Here is a 19,620-nt window from a genome sequence, read left to right as displayed (position 1 = left end):
GAAGAACGATGACGCGGTGCAACAGACACACCGCGGCGTCTGGTTCGCCGGCAAGCCTGGCTCCTACAGGCGAAGAACGATAACGCGGTGCGACAGATACACCGAGGCGCATGGTTCGCGGGCAAGCCTCGCTCCTACAGAGGGGGGGGATGTGTTTTTATCGGCGGGGTGGATAGTTGGCCAGGATCTGCGTGACCGTTTCGTGTATGGCATTACTGCGATCCGTCGGATTCGGGGTGCGGCTGAGTATCTGCTCGTCACTGCCGCGCCATACCAGCTTGCCGTCCTTGCCGTCGAGCAGGTCGATCTGGATCGTCGCTACCTTGTAGGACACCAGGCGGGTTTCGTTGTACATCGGCGCGCCATAGTAACCGTACCAAGGGTAACCCCAACCGCCGCCGTAGTTGGTAGTTACCTGTTGCTGGCGATCTTCGACAATCAGGTACGCCTGCACACTCAAGTCCCCCTTGGCGCCAGTTCCCGCCTGGCGCAAGCCTCGCTGTTCGAGCTGATCGACCACCGATTCGCGCACGCGCTGTTCGGTCAGGTCGCTCTTGATCCTGGGGTCATCGGGACGGTATTGCAGCGCGGGTTCTTTCCAGCTCCAGCTGTGATACGCGGCAAAATCGCGGCTGGCGTCGAAGTCATGATTGACCTGGTTGGCGGCGCAGGCACTGAGCAGCACGGCTACTACCAGTAAAGCGAGACGGCGGAACATGATGATTCTCCGGTAGAAGACATGAACCTGCGAAATGCTTCTTGACTACAAGAAGCTAATTAGGAGGATACGCCGACATTGCCTTTTCTACAGCCTCCCGTATGGCGTCGACTCGCTCGCTCTGGCTGCCCCGGTTGCTGGTTTCGGCGCTGGAACTCCAGACCGGTTCACCGTCTTGCGCGTCGAACAGGTCGACGTGAACCACCACGACCTGTTCCTCATAGGTCCGCACAATCGGCGTGCTGCCGTACATGCCGTAACCCGGGCCATAGCCATAGCGGTCGTAGCCGCCGTAACCGCCGTAGTACCCGTAGTCGTCCCGGACCTGACGCAAGCGGGTTTCCAGACGCAGGTCAGCGCTGACGAACAGGTCCGCCGGCCGATTGTCATGCAGGGGCCGCAGGCCGCGTTGATCCAGCGCACTGCTGACGGCTTCGGCGACCTGCGCCGAGTCCGCCCACGCGGTGCCCGGCGGCATTTGCCCGTTGAGCCAGGCCCAGCTGCGATAACGCCCGTAGCCTCGGGTTGGCGCCGGGTAAGCGCTGCGATCAAAGGTAGTGGCCGCCTGGGGTGGCGCTGGCGGCAAGGGCCTGGAACTCGCCACGTATGGATTGCTGCCCTGGCAGGCCGCCAGGCCCAGGCAGATCAACAGCAACCCTGAACGACTTTTCATTTCGAACTCCGATCAGACCGGCCGACAGATCCAGTGCAGATAACGCCCAAGCCCGGCAAAGCTTGGATGGCGACGATGGGCCAGCTCCATTTCGAGCAGGTCCGACAGATCGGCGCGGGCCTGGAACTCCACCGGCATGTAATCGTGAAAAACCCGCACGCCACTCTGGCTTTCGACCTGCCACAGCCCCTCAAGTTGCGTGGCCAACTCTCGTGGATCCAGCGGCTGTTGCGGGGTCAGGCTCTGCTTCTCGCCGGCCATGTCGTTCTTGCGCATCTTGCGGAAATGGCCCTTGAGCAAGTTGCGGTAAATCAGTGCATCGCGGTTGTAGAAGGCCAGGGATAGCCAGCCGTCGGCCTTGGTCAACTGATGCAGTACCGGCAGGATGGCGTGCGGCTCGGCCAGCCATTCCAGCACGGCATGACACAGCACCAGGTCGTAGGGCTCGGTAAGCTGACCGAGCAGTTCCTGCCAGGGTGCCTGGATAAAGGTCGCAGTCTGTCCCGCGTCGGCAAAGCGCTGGCGGGCGCCTTCGAGCATGGGTTCGGCGGGTTCGGCCAAGGTCACCTGATGGCCACGTTGGGCCAGCCACAACGACATGTGGCCAAGGCCGGCGCCGATATCCAGCACCCGCAGCGGCCGGTCCGGCAGGGCTTCGGCCAGATCGGCCTGCAGCACCGCCAGACGAATCGCGCCTTTGGCGCCGCCGTAGATTTTTTCGGCGAAGCGTGTCGCCAGTTGATCGAAATGACGGTCGCTCATCAGCCGAACCTCCGCTCGCTGTCCGCCAGCTTGCTGCGCACAACGTCATTCATGTCCAGCCCCAGTTCACTGCACAGCAACAACAGATAGAGCACGATATCGCCAATTTCCTGGCCGGCATGGGCCAGCTTGTCGGCCGACAGCTGGCGAGACTGGTCTTCGCTCAGCCACTGGAAAATCTCCACCAGCTCGGACATTTCGACACTCGCGGCCATGGCCAGGTTTTTCGGGCTGTGAAATTGCCGCCAGTCATTGCGATCACGGATGGCGTGCAGGCGTTCGGTCAGTTCAACAAGGTTCATCGGGCTCTCCTGAAGGCGTATAGCTTCGGGGGGATGGCGGGGGAAGGCAAGCGTGCGAGTGTGACGTGGATCTTTGCACCATAATCAAAAGATCGTCCGAACGCGGCCCGAGCCTTCGGCAGCTCCTACAGGGAACTCGGCACCGAGGTCGATAGCCCAAGGCTAAAATCCGGCAACCATGCCTCTCTTTGATCAGGACGTTCATTCCATGCAGGTAGAAGGTTTTTTCGAATGGCTTGGCCAGGTTCTCGGTTCAGTCATTCGCTTCATCGTTGACGGCCTCAGCGGTCTGTTCCAACTGGTGAGTCGAGCCAGCAGTCATTTTATCGAAGGCTTGTCCCAGGCACTGGGCATGGACACGTCGATCATCAGCATCATCACCCTGGTCGTCGGGTTGGTACTGTTGTGGTCGGCGATCCGAGCCTTCATGAATGCGTCGATCATCATGGGGATCATCTGGTTGATGCTGGGGTTGTGGTTGCTCAGCTGGATCATGCACTGACACACCCTCCACATGGATCGCCGTAGATTCCAAATGTGTCGCTACAATGCCTGCTCCCCAAGGAGCCTGCATGTCCAACCTGATCGCCGACTGGCGCGACCGTCCAACCCATCGTCGGGTCTGGGCGCTGGCTGCGCCGATGATTCTCTCGAACATTTCCGTACCGCTGGTGGCGCTGGTCGACAGCACCGTCATTGGCCACCTGCCCCACGCTCACCAGCTCGGGGCCGTGGCAGTCGGGGCCAGCCTCTATACCTTCCTCGCCTGGGCCATGGGTTTTCTGCGCATGGGCTCCACCGGTTTTGCCGCCCAGGCCGCGGGGCGCGGGGATGGCGCGGCGTTACGGCAGATTCTGTTACAGGGTCTGCTGCTGGCCATGGGGCTGGCGGTGGTCCTGGGCATCTTGGGCGTGCCGTTGAGCGGGGTTGCGCTGCACTTCATGCAACCGTCGGCGGAACTGGACCAGATGACCCGCGAATTTTTCCATACGCGGCTATTCGGCCTGCCGGCGGCCCTGGCCAGCTATGCGCTGGTCGGCTGGTTTCTCGGCACGCAGAACGCCCGTGCGCCGCTGGTGATCCTGTTGAGCACCAACCTGGTCAACATTGCCCTGAACCTGTGGTTTGTCCTTGGCCTGGAATGGGGGGTGGTGGGTGCGGCCCGGGCTTCGGTGATCGCCGAGTGGACCGGTGCGTTGATCGGCCTGTTGCTGACCCGCCAGGCCCTGCGCGCCTATCCCGGCCATATCGTCTGGGCCGCTCTCGGACTCTGGCAGAGTTGGCGGCCCCTGTTGGCGGTCAACCGCGACATCTTCATCCGTAGCCTGGCGCTGCAATCGGTGTTTTTCCTGATCACCGTGCAAGGCGCCCGGCTGGGCGATGCGACCGTTGCCGCCAACGCCCTGCTGCTCAACGGCTTGCTGCTGACCGCCCACGCGCTCGACGGCCTGGCCCATGCCGTGGAAGCCCTGTGCGGACACGCCATCGGCGCTCGCGACCGCGATGCCCTGCGGCGCTCCCTGGTGGTGGCCTGCGGCTGGTCATTGTTGGCGAGCCTGGGCTTTGCCGGCTTGTTTCTGTTTGCCGGACACCTGTTCATCCAGATGCAAACCGACATTGCCAGCGTGCGCGACACCGCCTTCCTGTACCTGCCCTACCTTGCCGTGCTGCCGTTGATCGCGGTCTGGAGCTACCTGCTCGACGGGCTGTTCATCGGCGCCACCCGCGCCAGGGAAATGCGCAACGGCATGCTGCTGACGGTGGCATTACTGGTGCCGTTCGCCTGGGCGCTGCAGGGATTGGGCAACCATGGCTTGTGGATAACCTTCCTGCTGTTCATGTTGCTACGCAGCCTGACGCTCGGCTTGATTGCCTGGCGCCTGCGCCAGAACGATGGCTGGTTCGCCCGCGCTCACTGAGCCGGCGCTGTCTACAGCGCCAGTTCAGGGTGAGTCGCTCTGCCATTGGCTGCGCAAGCTTTCGAGGCGTTCCTGTTGGGTATGCCCCGATAATGGCTGTACCAGACAGGCGTCGGGGTACTGCAAGCGTAGCCACATCCAGCCATCGAGCACCGGGCGCTCGCTGAAACCCAATGCCAGCCCCTCTTCCAGATGGGTCCATAAACGCGTGAAATCAGCCCCCGTGGATTTACTCCAGCGCCAGGCATGTTGCTCCAGCAGGCAGGTTTGCAGTTTTTCCCGCTGCCGGGGGCTGAGGTCTTCATCGACCGCCAGGGGGCGCACGGCAAGCCCCGGGTTGAGCAACTGCTGCCAACCCTCACAGCCAAGCGCGCGATCCGCCCAGGTTCCGCCGAACCAGCGCAACTGGCTGATCGGCCCCAACCAGCGACTGAGTTCCTCGGCGTCGCAGGCATCAAAAAAGTAACTGGCGGTGTTCGGGTTGTAGTAACTCAACAAGGCGCGGTGATGCAGGTTGAACGAGACGCTGAGCATGCGGCGCAGATGCGCCAGCAATGTCGACGCCGACGCCTCGCTGAACATCAGCAACCCGCGCCAGCGTTGCCCGTCGACGCGATTCAGATCGGCCAGGGCCGGGCAGGTCCGCAGATCGATGAGTAGCGGCCCCTGCTCCTGCATTGCCTGCCACTCAGTGTCTTCGAACAACCAGAACCGACGGGCATGGGCAAACGTGTCTTGCAGGGTCACGCCCGCCTGCGGTGCGCCCGGCATGTCCAGTAACAACCATTGCGGGTTCGCATCGGGCACCTGTACCGCGGTCATGCCGCACCGCTCTGGCCAAGGCGCGTGGCTGTGCGGCAGATGCAGAGTGCTTGTGCGCAATGATTGAAACTGCCGCCACCGGGCAGCAGGCACAACAACATCAGGGGCTCGCCCGAACACAGCCAGTCTTGTACACCGTCGCGCGGGCAATTTTCGAGAACCGTGGTGGCAGGATTCTGCACCTCGTCAGCTTCGACACCGGCGGGGCCGTGCAGAAACCCGGTAATCAACGGTCGGTCCGGATCACCTTCGGTGAAGCTCACCACCACCTCCGTGCCTTCAGCCAACCGGGGGCTGCCCGAAACGTTCAATGGGTCAGCCAATGGCAACCAGCAGTGGCTGGATGCCGCGCCCTCCCCCTGATAAAGCCAGTCAAACTGCACCGCCACCTGCCTGGATGGATCAGGTTGCGGCTCATTGACATCGACCACCCATGCCCGTTGCAAGCTGTGCATCCTTGGCTTCACTGCCACCTGAGTCGCTTCAAAGGGCAATACCCAGTGCTCCGCCCGCACCTGGTTGCTGTAGGTCTGGCTCGCACCCTGAGCGCCTTGATGCTCGATATGGGTCAACAGCCACAGGTGATTCCATTCGCCAACCGGATGCCCGGACAGCGGCATGAACTGGCCGCTGCGCAGCGTTGTCAGGTCAGTGCCACACTCCACGCGCTGCGCCGCGCCATCGGTGCTGCGCCTGACCTCGAAACGACGCACTGCCGGTTGCCCGCCCGCCGCACGGAAGACCGCCGCTTCAGCGATCTGAAAATTCCCCGGCCCCTCGCCAAACACCACGCAATGCCCGTCATCCCGGTGTTCGAAGTGATAGTGCAGCCGCTCCTGGGCGCACAAGCGCTGAAGAAACTGCAGGTCCGATTCCCGGTACTGCGTGCAGAAATCACGGGGCGGGTAATCACCAGCCAGTTCAAAGCGCCGATCATGATCGACAATGCCGTGCTCCCTGAGCACCTGATCAAGTATGTGCGGCACCGACCGGCCGCTAAAAATGCGCTGGCTGAAGCGCTGGGCCAAACAGGCGAGTTTCGGCCCCAGCCGAACCTGACAGAGCCTGATTCCCAGGCCGTGGTCACGCTGGACCAGCTCATGCAATTGTCCATGAATGCCGTTTCCCGCCGGCCCGAATAGCAAGGAGGCCGAACGGTACAGCAAGCTGGCGAGGTCGAGCGTCGGGTCTTCGATCAGCAGGTCCACGTCGAACACGAAAGGCTCGTTGATGGATTCTCTACCGGCAAAGGACAGAACCTCGAAGGCATTGGACAGACCTGCTACGTCCAGACGAAATGACGGCTCGTTGACTGGATCGACCATGGGCGTTTTCTCTACAGGAGGGACAGCCGGGGATTCTCGCCGAGAGACATGGCCGAGTAGAGAGGCGAAGTACAACTTAGGAAAAGACCTACGCGAAAAGAGGACGAAATCCCTTGGACGGCCGAGACACGGTCCATTTCGCTGGAAAAAAGAGAATTGCCGCACCAGGTCATCTGAAATTTCCGCAGCAAACGGTACATTTTCAGACAACCTGATGAGCGCAGTGCTTACCTCAGGAAGACAGGTAAGAGGAACGGGTCAGGCCCAGACGCAGGGCATCGAGGAATTGGGTGCGCTCACTGGCACTGATGCGGGCATTAGCGCACTTGTCGCGGTAGTGGGTCATCAACTCTTCCGGCGACAAGTGCACGTAGCGCAGCATGTCTTCAATGGTGTCGTGGGTTTCGATACCGGCGTGGTACACGCTGCCGTCGGCGTTCTGATAGATGTTCACCGAGTCGGTGTCACCGAACAGGTTGTGCATGTCGCCGAGAATTTCCTGGTAGGCGCCGACCAGGAATACGCCCAGCAGGTAGTCCTCGCCTTCGTTCAGGGCGTGCACCGGCAGGCTGGTTTCGATGCTCTGCTCGTCGACGTACTGGTTGATCTTGCCGTCGGAGTCGCAGGTCAGGTCCTGCAGTACCGCGCGACGCAGGGGCTCTTCGTCCAGGCGGTGCAGCGGGATGATCGGCAGTACCTGGTCGATGGCCCAGGTGTCCGGCAGGCTCTGGAACACCGAGAAGTTGCAGATGTACTTGTCGGCCAGCTTGTCGTTGAGCTCGTCGAGCACCTGGCGATGGGAACGCTGACGTGCCTTCAACGAGTTGTGCAGGCGACGGCAAACGGCGAAGTAGCATTGCTCGGCCAGGGCTTTTTCGGCCAGGGTCAGTTTGCCGTCAGCGTACTGGGCGGCAACATCGCTCATGTAGTGCGTGGCGCGCCAGTAGGTTTCGGTGACCATTTCGATGTCGGTCGGGCCCAGCAGGTCCACCAGCCACTGCACGGTTTCCGGCAGCGCTTCCTTGTTCTCGATCTGTGGCACGTCGTCGTTGTGCTTCTCGACGTCGGTCACCTGGATCACCAGCATGGCGTGGTGGGCGGTCAGGGAGCGGCCGCTTTCGGAGAAAATGTTCGGGTGCGGCAGGCTCTGCGCGTCACAGAATTCCTTGAGCATCCCGACCACGACACCGGCGTAATCGTCCATGTCGTAGTTGATCGAGCTGGCGTTACGCGAGTGCGTACCGTCGTAGTCCACCCCCAGGCCACCGCCGACGTCGATATGATCCACGGGCAAGCCGAGGTTGCGCAGCTCGCCGTAGTAACGGATCGCTTCCTTGAAGCCATGCTGGTAGTCAGCCAGGTTGGCGATCTGCGAACCCATGTGGAAGTGCAACAGGCGAATGCCCTGGTCCAGGCCGGCCGCTCGGAAACGCTCGACCACCGACAGCAATTGCGCCGCCGACAGGCCGAACTTGGATTTCTCGCCACCGGTGTCTGCCCACTTGGACGAGGCCAGGGACGACAGGCGCACCCGCAGGCCGACCTGTGGCTTGACCTTGAGCGAGGCGGCTTCTTCGATCACCAGGCCGACTTCGGATTCTTTCTCGATCACGATGAACACGTTGTGGCCAAGCTTCTGACCCATCAGCGCCAGACGGATGAATTCGCGGTCCTTGTAGCCGTTGCAGACGATGGTGCCGCCCTTCGGCGCCAGCGCCAACACCGCCAGCAGCTCAGGCTTGGAGCCGGCTTCCAGGCCGATCGAGACATTCTGGGTGGCGATGATGTTTTCGATCACCGCTTCTTGCTGGTTCACCTTGATCGGGTACAGGGCGGTGTACTTGCTCTGGTATTCCAGGCGCTCGATGTTGGCGTCGAACGCACCGGTCAGCTGACGCACGCGGTCTTGCAGGATGTCCGGGAAACGAACCAGCAATGGCAAGGACAGCCCGCTCTTGCGCAACTGGTCGACTTGCTCGAACAGATCGATCGGTGAACTGCTCGGACCGTTGGGACGAACTTCGACGCGACCGGCGTCATTGATCGCGAAATACCCGGCCCCCCAATGGCGAATCCCGTAAACACTGCGGCTGTCCGCAACTGTCCATTGGCTGCCATCGTCTTTGCGTGTGCGTCGTACGGACATTGAAGTCCCCTATAAAGAAGTCATAGTGCGTCGCCTGGATTCAGGCCGGCGCAGTCTAAAGAATGATAATGACGGTTCGTCAACGAAGGGATAGACCTCGCCGACCGCAGTGAGTTTAGAAACCGGTCATGAACAGGCTCTGTGAAAACCATGATGACGACGCCAGGCCTGCTGTCAGGCAGGTCTGGATCAAGCCGCAGGTGGGTTTCACAGAGGCTGCTAGCCGCCGGACTTCTTCGCCTTGAAACCGTGCTTGATCAGTTCAGCCAAGAGTAGCTCGACATGATCGCCCTGGATTTCAATGATCCCGTCTTTCAACGCCCCACCGGTACCACAGCGTTTTTTCAACGTTGTAGCCAGCTCCTTGAGTGCGTCTTCGGCCAAGGGCACGCCGGTGATGGTGGTCACCGTCTTGCCGCCACGGCCCTTGCTTTCGCGACGCACGCGAGCGATGCCGTCGCCGGCCGGGATAACGGTCTGTTTGCAGATGCAGGCGTCCACCGGTTTACTGCATTCCGGGCAATGACGACCTGCGTCGGTGGAAAATACCAGGCCACCTAGGGCGGCGAAGGATGCGGCTTTTTTGGCCACCGGCAATCCTCTTGGGAGGACAAAGACTGGTCGCGGCACTTGGGAAGTGCCATCGACCGCGAAGCCCCACTCAGGCAGGGGCAGCGCTACTGAAACGGTACAACCTTCATTTCACTTGTAGGAGCGAGCATGCTCCGGGCGGCGCTCCGACGATGGACGTTAACGATAACGCGTGCATTCAGAATACACGCGTCGCCCATGCGTTTTTCGCGAGCATGCTCGCTCCTACAGGAACAGCAATGCCGTTACAGTTTGAAAAGGTCGCGCAGTGTAACGGCAAAAACGCCGATTGCTAAGAGCCAATCGGCGCCAATTCATGCCTCTTTTGCGACGTCTTCGCCGCGGGCACGAAGATAGCGCTTCAATGCCGCCAAAGAGTCCGGGCAGTAAGGCTTTTGCTCAATATCCCGTAGCACTTCCTCGATGGGTATGAAGCGCGCTTCCAGCACCTCTTCCGGCTGCAGGATCAGCGGGCCGTCCCACACCGCCGAAAACGCCGAACACCAGAGGCGATTGCCGGTGTCCTCGAAGAAAAAGTGGTCATGAACGGTCAACTCCACCCCGCTCACCCCCAGCTCCTCTTCCAGCTCCCGGGCGGCCGACTCGGCATAGGTTTCGCTGGCCAGCACCATACCGCCCGCCGCCACGTCCCAATAACCCGGATAGATCGCCTTGCTCAGGGTGCGCCGGTGTACGCAAAGCTCACCGGCGGAATTAAACAACATAATGTAGGTACCGCGCCCGATAAGCCCGCGCTCGCGCAAGTCGGATCGGACCAGGGCGCCGAGCAAATTGTCCTGCTCGTCAACCCAGGCGATCTGTTCGGCATCCGAGGCCGCCCGATGGGCGGCTTCGCGCAGGTTATCAATGGAGCTATCGGCCATGGCTCAGCCCTGATTCAGCAGTTGACGCAAATCGATCACAGCGGCGTTGGCCCGGGAGATGTAGTTGGCCATCACCAGCGAGTGGTTGGCCAGCACGCCGAAACCGCTACCATTGAGGATCATCGGGCTCCAGACCGCTTCCTGCGACGCTTCCAGTTCACGAATGATCTGGCGCACGCTGACCGTGGCGTTCTTCTTGGCCAGCACATCGGCGAAGTCCACTTCGATGGCGCGCAGCAAATGCGACAACGCCCAGGCCTGGCCTCGGGCTTCGTAGAACACATTGTCGATCTGCAGCCATGGTGTCTCGACGATTTCTTCATCGACCTGCGGCACCTGGCCTGGGGCCACGACTTCGGTTTTCAGCGCAGTGTTGAGCTTGACCCGGCCAACGCTGGCCGACAGACGTTGCGACAGCGAACCCAGACGGGTACCGACATCACCCAGCCAGTTGTTCAGGTTGTCGGCACGGGCAAAGAACAGCGCGCTCTTCTGGGTCGGATCAGACAGGCGAGTCTGATAGCGGGTCAGGGAGTTGATGCCTTCCTGGAACTCGGACTCACTGGATGGCAGCACCCAGCTTTTATTGTCAAAGTTGAAGCGCGGCTCAGCCTTGGCCAGGTCGGCGTCTTCGGTGGACTGCGATTGCGAGCGGGCGAAGTCTTTACGCAGCGCACGGCTCAGATCGCGCACCTGCACCAGCACGCCATATTCCCAGCTCGGCATGTTGTCCATCCACAGGCCAGGCGGCAGGCGGTCGTTGGAAATGTAACCGCCTGGCTTGTTCAGCAAGGTACCGGCGACACTCTTGAGAGTTTCCACCGTGGTGTAGCCGACCACCATCTGCTTGCCGTCCCGTTCGGCGGCCAACTGCGCATTCTGCTGCACCGGAAACAGATCAGGTTCCGCGCTCCAGTACCAACCCAGAGCAATCGTCACCAGCAGGTAGAGGCCAATCAGCGTGGCCAGCGCCCGGCTGAACACCAGGCCGCCCAGATAACTGCGGGTAGCAGACTTCGGTTCAGCGGCACGTTCAGGCGCGCTACCGGCACGGTTCTTCCAGTCCAGCATGGCGATATCCTTTCAATTACTTGAGTTCATCAATTCGACCACAACCATACAACAACGTGCCTTGGCCCGGCACCCGCCGTTGGCTTTACAGCGAAATTTTATCCAATTGACTCTAAGGGAATCCCTTACCTCGCCAAGGCTGAAAATAGGTTGGTGCCGCAGATTATTAACGTACAACACTCATGTAACGGAAAAGAGATGCTAGCATAGAGCCACCACTCGACCTCAGCGTGCCCCCTAACCAGTAGTCAGGATATGACCGAGCCAGAAGAGCCCAGCCGCGAGCGCCTCAAGCACCACTTTGCCCAGCGGGTAATTCATCAAGCACGCCAGGTTCTTGAGATATGGCAGCGCCTGCAGCGCACTGAATGGTCGACCCAGGAACTGGCGGAACTGAGCGAGGCCAACCTGCGCCTGTTGCGTTTCGCCGAACGCTTCGAACAACCGGAACACACGCAATTGGCGCGTCACATCGGCCAGTCCCTGGAGGCTGTCGACGCCAATCGCGGACGCCTCAGCAGCGGCCTGATCAGCGATCTCAACCGGTTGATGCAACGCCTGTCGCGCACCGGCCTGCGCCATGGCGATCAGCTCGACCAGACGTTCCTGCCGCCTTTGCGCAAACCGATCTATGTGATGCTGCAGGATCATGACCGTGCCGAGCGACTGGCCAAACAGCTGGAGTTTTTCGGGCTCAGCGCCCAGGCCCTGGAGAGTGTGCCGGCATTTCGCTCCTCAATGGTCGAGCGCCTGCCGGCAGCCATCGTCATGGACGTGGACTTCTGCGGCCCTGGCGTCGGCCTGAAACTGGCAGCCGAAGCCCAGGAAGGTCTCGATCAGCGTCTGCCGCTGCTGTTTTTCAGCCTGCATGAAACCGATACCCCGACCCGCCTCGCCGCCGTGCGCGCCGGCGGCCAGGAGTTCCTCACCGGTACCCTTGAAGCGTCGAGCTTGCTGGAAAAAATCGAAGTCCTGACCTGCGTCGCCCAGTACGAGCCCTATAAAGTGCTGATCATCGACGACTCGCGCGCCCAGGCCTTGCACACCGAGCGCCTGCTCAACAGCGCGGGGATCATTACCCGGACCCTGATCGAGCCGATCCAGGCCATGGCCGAGCTGGCGGACTTTCAACCGGACCTGATTATCCTCGACATGTACATGCCGGCCTGCACCGGTACGGAACTGGCCAAGGTGATCCGCCATAACGACCGCTATGTCAGCGTGCCGATCATTTACCTGTCGGCCGAGGACGACCTCGACAAGCAACTCGACGCCATGAGCGAGGGCGGCGACGACTTCCTGACCAAACCCATCAAGCCCCGGCACCTGATCACCACCGTGCGCAACCGGGCGGCACGGGCACGCAACCTCAAGGCGCGAATGGTGCGCGACAGCCTCACCGGCCTGTACAACCACACGCACATCCTGCAATTGCTTGAAGACTGCAGCTTTCGCGCTCGCCGCGAGGGCAAGCCGCTAAGCTTTGCGATGCTCGACATCGATCACTTCAAGCGCGTCAACGACAGCCACGGCCACCCCATGGGCGACCGGGTGATCAAGAGCCTGGCGCTGTTCCTCAAGCAGCGCTTGCGCAAGACCGATTTCATCGGCCGCTACGGTGGCGAAGAGTTCGCCATTGTGATGCCCGACACCGACCTCGAAGCGGCCTTCAAAGTGCTCGACGAAATCCGCCAGCGCTTTGCCGAAATTCATTATCCCGCGCAGCCCCAGGATCTCTGGTGCACGTTCAGCGCCGGGGTGGTGGACCTCTGCGAACACTCCGACAGCCTGTTGATGGCCAGCCAGGCGGACGAGGCGCTGTACCGTGCCAAAGGCGCGGGACGCAATCGGGTGCAGGCCGCGCGGACATCAAAGCAAAGTGCCACTTTTTCATCGGAAGAGACCGATACAGTCATAACCCTGTAACAGAAACGCAATAACTTCAGGCACTTACCATTCTGCCGTTGGTAGTCCGTGATGCGCCTGAAACTGCTGACCAATCTCAATACCCTTCTTTTAGTTGCCGTGTGCGTGGCCCTTGGCGCCACACTCTGGTGGTCGCAAAAAGCCCTCGAACGCCCCTATCTGTTAATGGAGCGCTATCTGGGTTTGTCCCAGCAGTTCCAGAATGACGTGGCGCGCAACATCGAGGATTACCTTGCCAGCGGCGATGCGCTGCGCTTGAGCAGCGCCAGCCAGGCTATCGACAAACTGCACAAGGAACTCGGCGAGTTGCCACCAGACCTGGCTGAAACCTTGCGCCCGAGCCTGACGAACCTGGACGAATTCAGCAAAACCGATCTGCTGGCCGCCGGTAAGCTCGCCGGCGACCCACAGGCCCTGCTCCTGCAAGCCGAACGAGAGCTGGGCGCCAGCCTTGATCAACTCAGCCAGTACGCCAGTGGCAACGCGAGCTACCTGACCCCGCTACTCACCGCCTCCCAGCATTTGGGCAAGCTGTCACTGGCGCGGGACAAACTGGTCAGCAGCGGCCGCAGCGAACTGGCCGCCGATGTCGAGCGCGAAGTCACCAACATCCGCAGCCAGGCCGAACAGCTGGACGCCCTGCCATTATTGGGCGTGGTGGCCAGCGGTGAATCGAACACGGATGATTTCGCCGCGATGATGGGCTTGGAGAACACCGAGAAAGCTGCCGCCGAAGATGCTGGCGTCGGTTTCAAGCGTGAGCTCAACAGCCTGCTCGGCCGCTACCCGGCGGAACTGGCGCGCACCCGCGAGCAAATCCACAAACGCGCCGAACTCAGTGCCGCGACGCACCTGAAAATCGCCGCCGTGCAACAAGCCATCGCCGGGCTGGAGCCGGTGGTACGCGCCCAGCACGGGCAGATCCAGAGTGAAGTCCGACTGATTCAAGGGCTGATGATCGGCTTGATTCTGTTGATCGCCCTGCTGATCGACACCCTGCAACGACGCCTGGCCCGGACCCTGACCAATCTCGCACCAGCTTTGTCGACTTGGGCAGAAGGTGACTTCAGCCGGGACATCCAACTGGGCAACACCAACCGCGAACTGCATGATATCGAAGCCTCGCTCAACCGCTTGCGCGCCTATCTGGTGGACCTGGTGGGGACCATTCGCCTCAATGCCGAACAGGTCGCCGGCAGCAGTCGAACCTTGGCCGAGCTGAGCAATGAACTGCACAGCGGCGCCGAACACCAGGCCGGCGACACGGCACTGATCCGCGACTCCCTCGGTGAACTGGAAGCGACCATCCAGCAAGTCGCTGGCGATGCCAGCCAGGCCGCCGACGCCAGTCGCCATGCCGGCCAGGCGGTCGAACACGGCCAGAGAGTCATTGGCCTGAGCCTGACCGGCCTGCATGCGCTGGTGGGAGAAGTGCAAGGCAATGCACAGATGATCGAGCACCTGGCCGAAGAGTCCGCGACCATCGGTGGCGTGCTGACGGTGATCCGCTCGATTGCCGACCAGACGAACCTGCTGGCCTTGAACGCCGCCATCGAAGCGGCCCGGGCCGGGGAAATGGGCCGTGGCTTTGCCGTAGTGGCCGAAGAAGTGCGCTCGCTGGCACAACGCACCGCCGGGGCCACGTCCGAGATCCAGACCCTGATCGCCGGCCTGCAAACTGCGGCGCGCCAATCGGTCGAAGGCATGCGCGCCCAGGTCGAACACGCCGAAGCCACCGCCAACCAGGCGCAGGCGGCGGACGGTGCGCTGGATAAAATCGTCGGAGCGATCCAGACCATTTCCGACACCGCGGTACGCATCGCCGATGTCACCGCCCAGCAGAGCGGGGCCGTGAGTGAAATCCGCGATCACAGCGAGCGTATTCACCAGCTGGGTGGGGATAACTTGCTGCGTATCGGCCAGGGGCGTGAGCAAGGGGAAAATTTGTTGGTGCTGGGTGGGCGGTTGCATACCGCCGTCCAGGCTTTCCGCGTCTGATGATCGTTCCCACGCTCTGCGTGGGAATGCAGCCCGGGACGCTCCGCGTCCCAAAAGCGGACGCAGAGCGTCCATTGAGGCATTCCCACGCAGAGCGTGGGAACGATCACCATGTCTCGCGCACTCGGCTATCATCCCCCCAATTCCGATACGCGAGATTGTCATGCGCCGTTTGCTTTGCCTGCTGCTTTTAGTATTCGCCCTGCCGGCCACCGCCGCCGGGTTGCTGGAGAGTCGCCCCAGTTCGACCCTGGGCTCGATCAACAACAGCGCCGACTTCCTGCCGGTGCGCGAAGCCTTTCAGTTGAGCCTGGTAGAAAGCACACCGCAATCGATCAAACTGCGCTTCGTCGCCACCGAGGGTTATTACCTTTACCGGCATCGCTTGCAGTTCCGCGCCGACCCGGCCGATGTCACCCTCGGCCCGGCGCAATTGCCCAAGGGCGAACAAAAGCACGATGAGTACTTCGGCGATGTCGAGGTCTACCACGGCGTAGTCGATGTAGAACTGCCGCGCACCGATCAACGCGCCTTCACGCTGGTCGTGACCTACCAGGGCTGCGCCGACAAAGGCCTGTGCTATCCGCCGGAAACCGAGCGCCTGGGTATCGATGGCAATGGCACGACGACAACCCATGCCTGGAACTGGCGCGAACTGGCGCTGTTTTTCCTTGCCGGCCTGGGTCTGACCTTCACCCCGTGCGTGCTGCCAATGCTGCCGATCCTTTCCGGCGTGGTGTTGCGTGGCCAGGTCGGCGGCTGGCGTGGTTTCAATCTGTCGTTGGCCTATGTGCTGCCGATGGCCGCCTGTTTCGCATTGCTCGGCGCGTTAATGGGCCTGTTCGGCGCCCAACTCAATCTGCAGGCGCGCCTGCAATCGGCCTGGGTGCTGGTACCGTTCGCGATGTTTTTTGCGCTGTTTGCCCTGGCGATGTTTGGCGTCTTCGAACTCAAACTGCCGCACGCCATCAGCAGCCGGTTGGACCGCATTGCCGGCCGCACCAAAGGCGGCTCGCTGTGGGGAGCCGCCGTATTGGGCGTGGTTTCCAGCCTGCTGGTTTCACCCTGCGTCTCGGCGCCGCTGGCCGGTGCGCTGCTGTACATCAGCGCCAGCGGCGATGCACTGGGCGGTGGCCTGAAACTGTTCATGCTCGGCCTGGGCATGGGTGCACCGCTGTTGCTGGTAGCCACCGGCGGTGCCGCCTGGTTGCCGAAAAGCGGACCGTGGCTGATCTACGTGAAAAACGCGATTGGCGTGTTGTTGCTGGGCCTGGCGATCGCCTTGCTCGGCCGGGTGCTGCCGGGGCAGATCACCTTGTTGCTGATCGGCCTGTTGGCCGCTGGCGTCGGCTTGTTCCTGGGAGCGCTGGAGTTCGTCTACAAACCGCCGCGAAAACGTCTCGGCCAATTGTTCGGGATGTTCCTGCTGTTTTATGCGCTGGCCTGTTGGTACGGCGCCTTCAGCGGCCAGACCGATCCGTTCAACCCGATCGGCCAACCGCACAGGATGGCCGGCAACGAACCCATGCAAATCCCAAGCGCCTGGCAAACCGTCAGCGTCCCGGCAGACCTCGACCGTGTGCTCGCCGAAGCCCAGGCGTCCGGCACCCCGGTGCTACTCGACTGGTATGCCGACTGGTGCATCAGCTGCAAAGTCATCGAACGCGAAGTGCTTAACGATGCGATCGTCGTCGAACGACTCAAGGGTTATCGGCTGATCCGCTTCGACATCACCGCCAGTAACGCCGAACAACGCGCGCTGCTCGACCGCTACAAACTGTTCGGCCCCCCGGCGCTGATGTTTTTCGGCAAGGATGGCGTCGAACGTGCCGATGTGCGGGTCATTGGTGAGATCAACGCCAAGGACTTCGCCGAACGTGTCGCCAAGGCGAATGACCGGATTTAATCAAGCAGTCATATACTTCGCGCAAACATCGGTCATCGTGCTGGCTATTGCAGAGAACTGGACAGTCATAAAGGCTTTGCGGCATAGTCGCCGGGTTCTGACAAATGCACACGGATAACCAAGGAACAGCCGATGGCGACGCTACTCGTATTGCACGGACCCAACCTGAACTTGCTCGGCACCCGCGAACCGGGCACCTATGGCGCTACCACGCTGGCGCAGATCAACCAGGACCTGGAACGCCGCGCCCGTGAAGCCGGCCATCATTTGCTGCACCTGCAAAGCAATGCCGAGTACGAATTGATCGACCGCATCCATGCCGCCCGCAGCGAAGGCGTGGACTTCATTCTGATCAACCCAGCAGCTTTTACGCATACAAGTGTCGCATTACGTGACGCGCTGCTGGCGGTGAGCATCCCATTCATCGAAGTGCATTTGTCTAACGTGCACAAACGCGAACCTTTCCGCCATCACTCTTACTTCTCCGACGTAGCGGTGGGAGTGATCTGCGGCCTTGGCGCCAGCGGTTATCGACTGGCCCTGGAGGCCGCCCTAGAGCAGCTTGAAACACAGGCAAAAGCTTGAACAACAAGCGTTAAACGCCCCTGACCGACCCTTGGGAGTTGATGATTCATGGATATCCGTAAAGTTAAGAAACTGATCGAATTGCTGGAAGAGTCCGGCATCGACGAGCTCGAGATCAAGGAAGGCGAAGAGTCCGTACGCATCAGCCGTCATAGCAAGACCCCGGCTCAGCAGTACTACGCACCGGCTCCCATGCCTGCTCCGGCTGCCGCGCCTGTCGCTGCCGCCGCTCCGGCTGCCGCTGCTGCACCTGCCGCTCCGGCCGTACCCGTGCTGAACGGCACCGTTGCCCGTTCGCCGATGGTCGGTACGTTCTATCGCAAGTCTTCGCCAGCCTCGCCGTCCTTCGTGGAAGTCGGCCAGACCGTGAAGAAAGGCGACACCCTGTGCATCGTTGAAGCCATGAAGATGATGAACCACATCGAAGCTGAAACCAGCGGTGTGATCGAATCCATCCTCGTCGAAGACGGCCAGCCGGTTGAGTACGACCAACCGCTGTTCACCATCGTTTGAACCGCGGAGAGCCTTTGATGACTGCGAAGTTGGAAAAAGTTCTGATCGCTAACCGCGGTGAGATCGCCCTGCGGATTCTGCGTGCCTGCAAAGAGATGGGCATCAAGACCGTCGCCGTTTACTCCAAGGCCGACAAAGAGCTGATGCACCTGGGTCTGGCAGACGAATCCGTCTGCATCGGTCCGGCATCCGCTGCCCAGTCCTACCTGCACATCCCGGCAATCATCGCGGCCGCTGAAGTGACTGGCGCTACCGCCATTCACCCAGGCTACGGCTTCCTCGCGGAAAACGCCGACTTTGCCGAACAGGTCGAGAACTCCGGCTTCGCCTTCATCGGCCCGAAAGCCGAAACCATTCGCCTGATGGGCGACAAGGTATCGGCCAAGCACGCGATGATCGAAGCCGGCGTGCCAACCGTTCCAGGCTCCGACGGCCCACTGCCGGAAGACGAAGAAACGGCGCTGCGCATCGGCCGTGAAGTCGGCTATCCGGTGATCATCAAGGCTGCTGGCGGCGGTGGTGGTCGCGGCATGCGCGTGGTGCACAAAGAAGAAGACCTGATCTCCTTCGCCAAACTGACCCGCACCGAAGCAGGCGCGGCGTTTGGCAACCCGATGGTCTATCTGGAAAAATTCCTGACCAATCCACGTCACGTGGAAGTTCAGGTTCTGTCCGATGGCCAGGGCCACGCCATCCATCTGGGCGACCGCGACTGCTCGCTGCAACGTCGTCACCAGAAGGTTCTTGAAGAAGCGCCGGCACCGGGCATCGACGAGAACGCACGTGAGGAAGTCCTCGCACGCTGCGTCAAGGCTTGCATCGACATCGGTTACCGTGGCGCAGGTACTTTCGAGTTCCTGTACGAGAACGGTCGCTTCTACTTCATCGAGATGAACACTCGTGTCCAGGTAGAGCACCCGGTTTCGGAAATGGTCACCGGCATCGACATCGTCAAGGAGATGCTCAGCATCGCCGCCGGCAACAAGCTGTCGTTCACCCAGGATGACGTGGTCATCCGCGGTCACGCGCTGGAATGCCGGATCAACGCCGAAGACCCGAAAACCTTCATGCCGAGTCCGGGCACGGTCAAGCATTTCCACGCCCCAGGCGGCAACGGCGTTCGCGTCGATTCGCACCTGTACAGTGGTTATGCCGTTCCGCCGAACTACGATTCGTTGATCGGCAAGCTGATCACCTACGGCGCAACCCGTGACGAAGCCATGGCGCGCATGCGCAATGCGCTGGACGAGATCGTGGTCGACGGGATCAAGACCAACATCCCGTTGCACCGCGACCTGACTCGCGACGAAGGCTTCTGCAAAGGGGGCGTGAACATTCACTACCTCGAGCACAAGCTGGCTGGCGAGAAGCACTAAGCTTCGACCGGCACATGACAAAGCCGCCTTCGGGCGGCTTTGTTGTTTCTGTACATTTCTTCCGAACCACAACAGATTCCCTGTGGGAGCGAGCCTGCTCGCG

18 protein-coding genes are annotated in these 19,620 nt (G+C 61.1%); 8 read left to right on the top strand and 10 right to left on the bottom strand.

Features of this window, described 5'->3' with window-relative positions:
- Positions 1 to 157 precede the first annotated feature (157 nt).
- Genes ACA054_RS03120 through ACA054_RS03105 form a run of 4 tightly spaced genes read right to left on the bottom strand, consistent with a single transcriptional unit; the run spans position 158 to position 2,455 of the window.
- Positions 158 to 718: a DUF4136 domain-containing protein gene (locus tag ACA054_RS03120; protein WP_497688145.1), complete on the bottom strand. Its 561-nt coding sequence runs from the start codon at positions 716 to 718 to the stop codon at positions 158 to 160.
- Positions 719 to 773: 55 nt separating this feature from the next.
- Positions 774 to 1,391 (bottom strand): DUF4136 domain-containing protein, encoded by a 618-nt coding sequence (locus ACA054_RS03115; RefSeq protein WP_497688144.1) that lies wholly within the window; start codon positions 1,389 to 1,391, stop codon positions 774 to 776.
- A gap of 12 nt (positions 1,392 to 1,403) precedes the next feature.
- Positions 1,404 to 2,153: a methyltransferase domain-containing protein gene (locus tag ACA054_RS03110; protein WP_497688143.1), complete on the bottom strand. Its 750-nt coding sequence runs from the start codon at positions 2,151 to 2,153 to the stop codon at positions 1,404 to 1,406.
- Positions 2,153 to 2,455 (bottom strand): MazG-like family protein, encoded by a 303-nt coding sequence (locus ACA054_RS03105; protein WP_497688142.1) that lies wholly within the window; start codon positions 2,453 to 2,455, stop codon positions 2,153 to 2,155. The genes ACA054_RS03110 and ACA054_RS03105 overlap by 1 nt, the downstream gene beginning before the upstream one ends.
- Positions 2,456 to 2,663: 208 nt before the next feature.
- On the opposite strand from ACA054_RS03105, the gene ACA054_RS03100 reads away from it, so the two are divergent.
- Together ACA054_RS03100 and ACA054_RS03095 are read left to right on the top strand one after the other, a co-directional pair.
- Positions 2,664 to 2,957 (top strand): hypothetical protein, encoded by a 294-nt coding sequence (locus tag ACA054_RS03100; protein ID WP_497637791.1) that lies wholly within the window; start codon positions 2,664 to 2,666, stop codon positions 2,955 to 2,957.
- Positions 2,958 to 3,027: 70 nt separating this feature from the next.
- Positions 3,028 to 4,374: an MATE family efflux transporter gene (locus ACA054_RS03095; RefSeq protein ID WP_497688141.1), complete on the top strand. Its 1,347-nt coding sequence runs from the start codon at positions 3,028 to 3,030 to the stop codon at positions 4,372 to 4,374.
- Positions 4,375 to 4,398: 24 nt separating this feature from the next.
- Here the strand turns inward: ACA054_RS03095 and ACA054_RS03090 are convergent, their stop codons facing one another.
- The 6 genes from ACA054_RS03090 to ACA054_RS03065 all read right to left on the bottom strand — a co-directional run bounded on the left by ACA054_RS03090 (position 4,399) and on the right by ACA054_RS03065 (position 11,213).
- Complete coding sequence (locus ACA054_RS03090; protein ID WP_497688140.1) at positions 4,399 to 5,196, bottom strand: DUF4123 domain-containing protein; 798 nt, start codon at positions 5,194 to 5,196, stop codon at positions 4,399 to 4,401.
- A complete protein-coding gene (locus ACA054_RS03085; protein ID WP_497688139.1) occupies positions 5,193 to 6,521 on the bottom strand; it encodes a contractile injection system protein, VgrG/Pvc8 family in 1,329 nt (442 codons plus the stop codon). The genes ACA054_RS03090 and ACA054_RS03085 overlap by 4 nt, the downstream gene beginning before the upstream one ends.
- A 232-nt stretch (positions 6,522 to 6,753) precedes the next feature.
- Positions 6,754 to 8,667, bottom strand: a complete 1,914-nt coding sequence (gene speA, locus ACA054_RS03080; RefSeq protein ID WP_103397199.1) for an arginine decarboxylase — start codon at positions 8,665 to 8,667, stop codon at positions 6,754 to 6,756.
- 219 nt (positions 8,668 to 8,886) lie between these two features.
- The gene (locus ACA054_RS03075) at positions 8,887 to 9,258 is read right to left on the bottom strand and encodes a translation initiation factor Sui1 (protein ID WP_007914613.1); all 372 of its coding nucleotides are present in this window, start codon (positions 9,256 to 9,258) and stop codon (positions 8,887 to 8,889) included.
- A 314-nt stretch (positions 9,259 to 9,572) separates the two neighbouring features.
- Positions 9,573 to 10,142 (bottom strand): NUDIX hydrolase, encoded by a 570-nt coding sequence (locus ACA054_RS03070; protein WP_497688138.1) that lies wholly within the window; start codon positions 10,140 to 10,142, stop codon positions 9,573 to 9,575.
- 3 nt (positions 10,143 to 10,145) lie between these two features.
- Entirely contained in the window at positions 10,146 to 11,213 is a 1,068-nt protein-coding gene (locus tag ACA054_RS03065; RefSeq protein WP_497688137.1) for a DUF2333 family protein, read from the bottom strand.
- A 255-nt stretch (positions 11,214 to 11,468) separates the two neighbouring features.
- Between ACA054_RS03065 and gcbA the strand changes: the two genes are divergently transcribed.
- From gcbA to accC, 6 genes are all read left to right on the top strand, one after another.
- The gene (gene gcbA / locus ACA054_RS03060) at positions 11,469 to 13,139 is read left to right on the top strand and encodes a diguanylate cyclase GcbA (protein ID WP_497688136.1); all 1,671 of its coding nucleotides are present in this window, start codon (positions 11,469 to 11,471) and stop codon (positions 13,137 to 13,139) included.
- 51 nt (positions 13,140 to 13,190) lie between these two features.
- Positions 13,191 to 15,137: a methyl-accepting chemotaxis protein gene (locus ACA054_RS03055; RefSeq protein WP_497688135.1), complete on the top strand. Its 1,947-nt coding sequence runs from the start codon at positions 13,191 to 13,193 to the stop codon at positions 15,135 to 15,137.
- 163 nt (positions 15,138 to 15,300) lie between these two features.
- Complete coding sequence (locus tag ACA054_RS03050; RefSeq protein WP_497688134.1) at positions 15,301 to 17,043, top strand: protein-disulfide reductase DsbD; 1,743 nt, start codon at positions 15,301 to 15,303, stop codon at positions 17,041 to 17,043.
- Between the two features lie 132 nt (positions 17,044 to 17,175).
- Positions 17,176 to 17,628, top strand: a complete 453-nt coding sequence (gene aroQ, locus ACA054_RS03045) for a type II 3-dehydroquinate dehydratase (protein ID WP_085727425.1) — start codon at positions 17,176 to 17,178, stop codon at positions 17,626 to 17,628.
- A 48-nt stretch (positions 17,629 to 17,676) separates the two neighbouring features.
- Entirely contained in the window at positions 17,677 to 18,141 is a 465-nt protein-coding gene (gene accB / locus ACA054_RS03040) for an acetyl-CoA carboxylase biotin carboxyl carrier protein (RefSeq protein WP_497688133.1), read from the top strand.
- Positions 18,142 to 18,158: 17 nt separating this feature from the next.
- Complete coding sequence (accC, locus tag ACA054_RS03035) at positions 18,159 to 19,517, top strand: acetyl-CoA carboxylase biotin carboxylase subunit (RefSeq protein WP_497688132.1); 1,359 nt, start codon at positions 18,159 to 18,161, stop codon at positions 19,515 to 19,517.
- The last annotated feature ends 103 nt before the right edge of the window (positions 19,518 to 19,620 follow it).

The organism is Pseudomonas sp. LBUM1653 (genome assembly GCF_059716115.1).
This window is presented reverse-complemented; position numbering and strand designations above follow the sequence as displayed.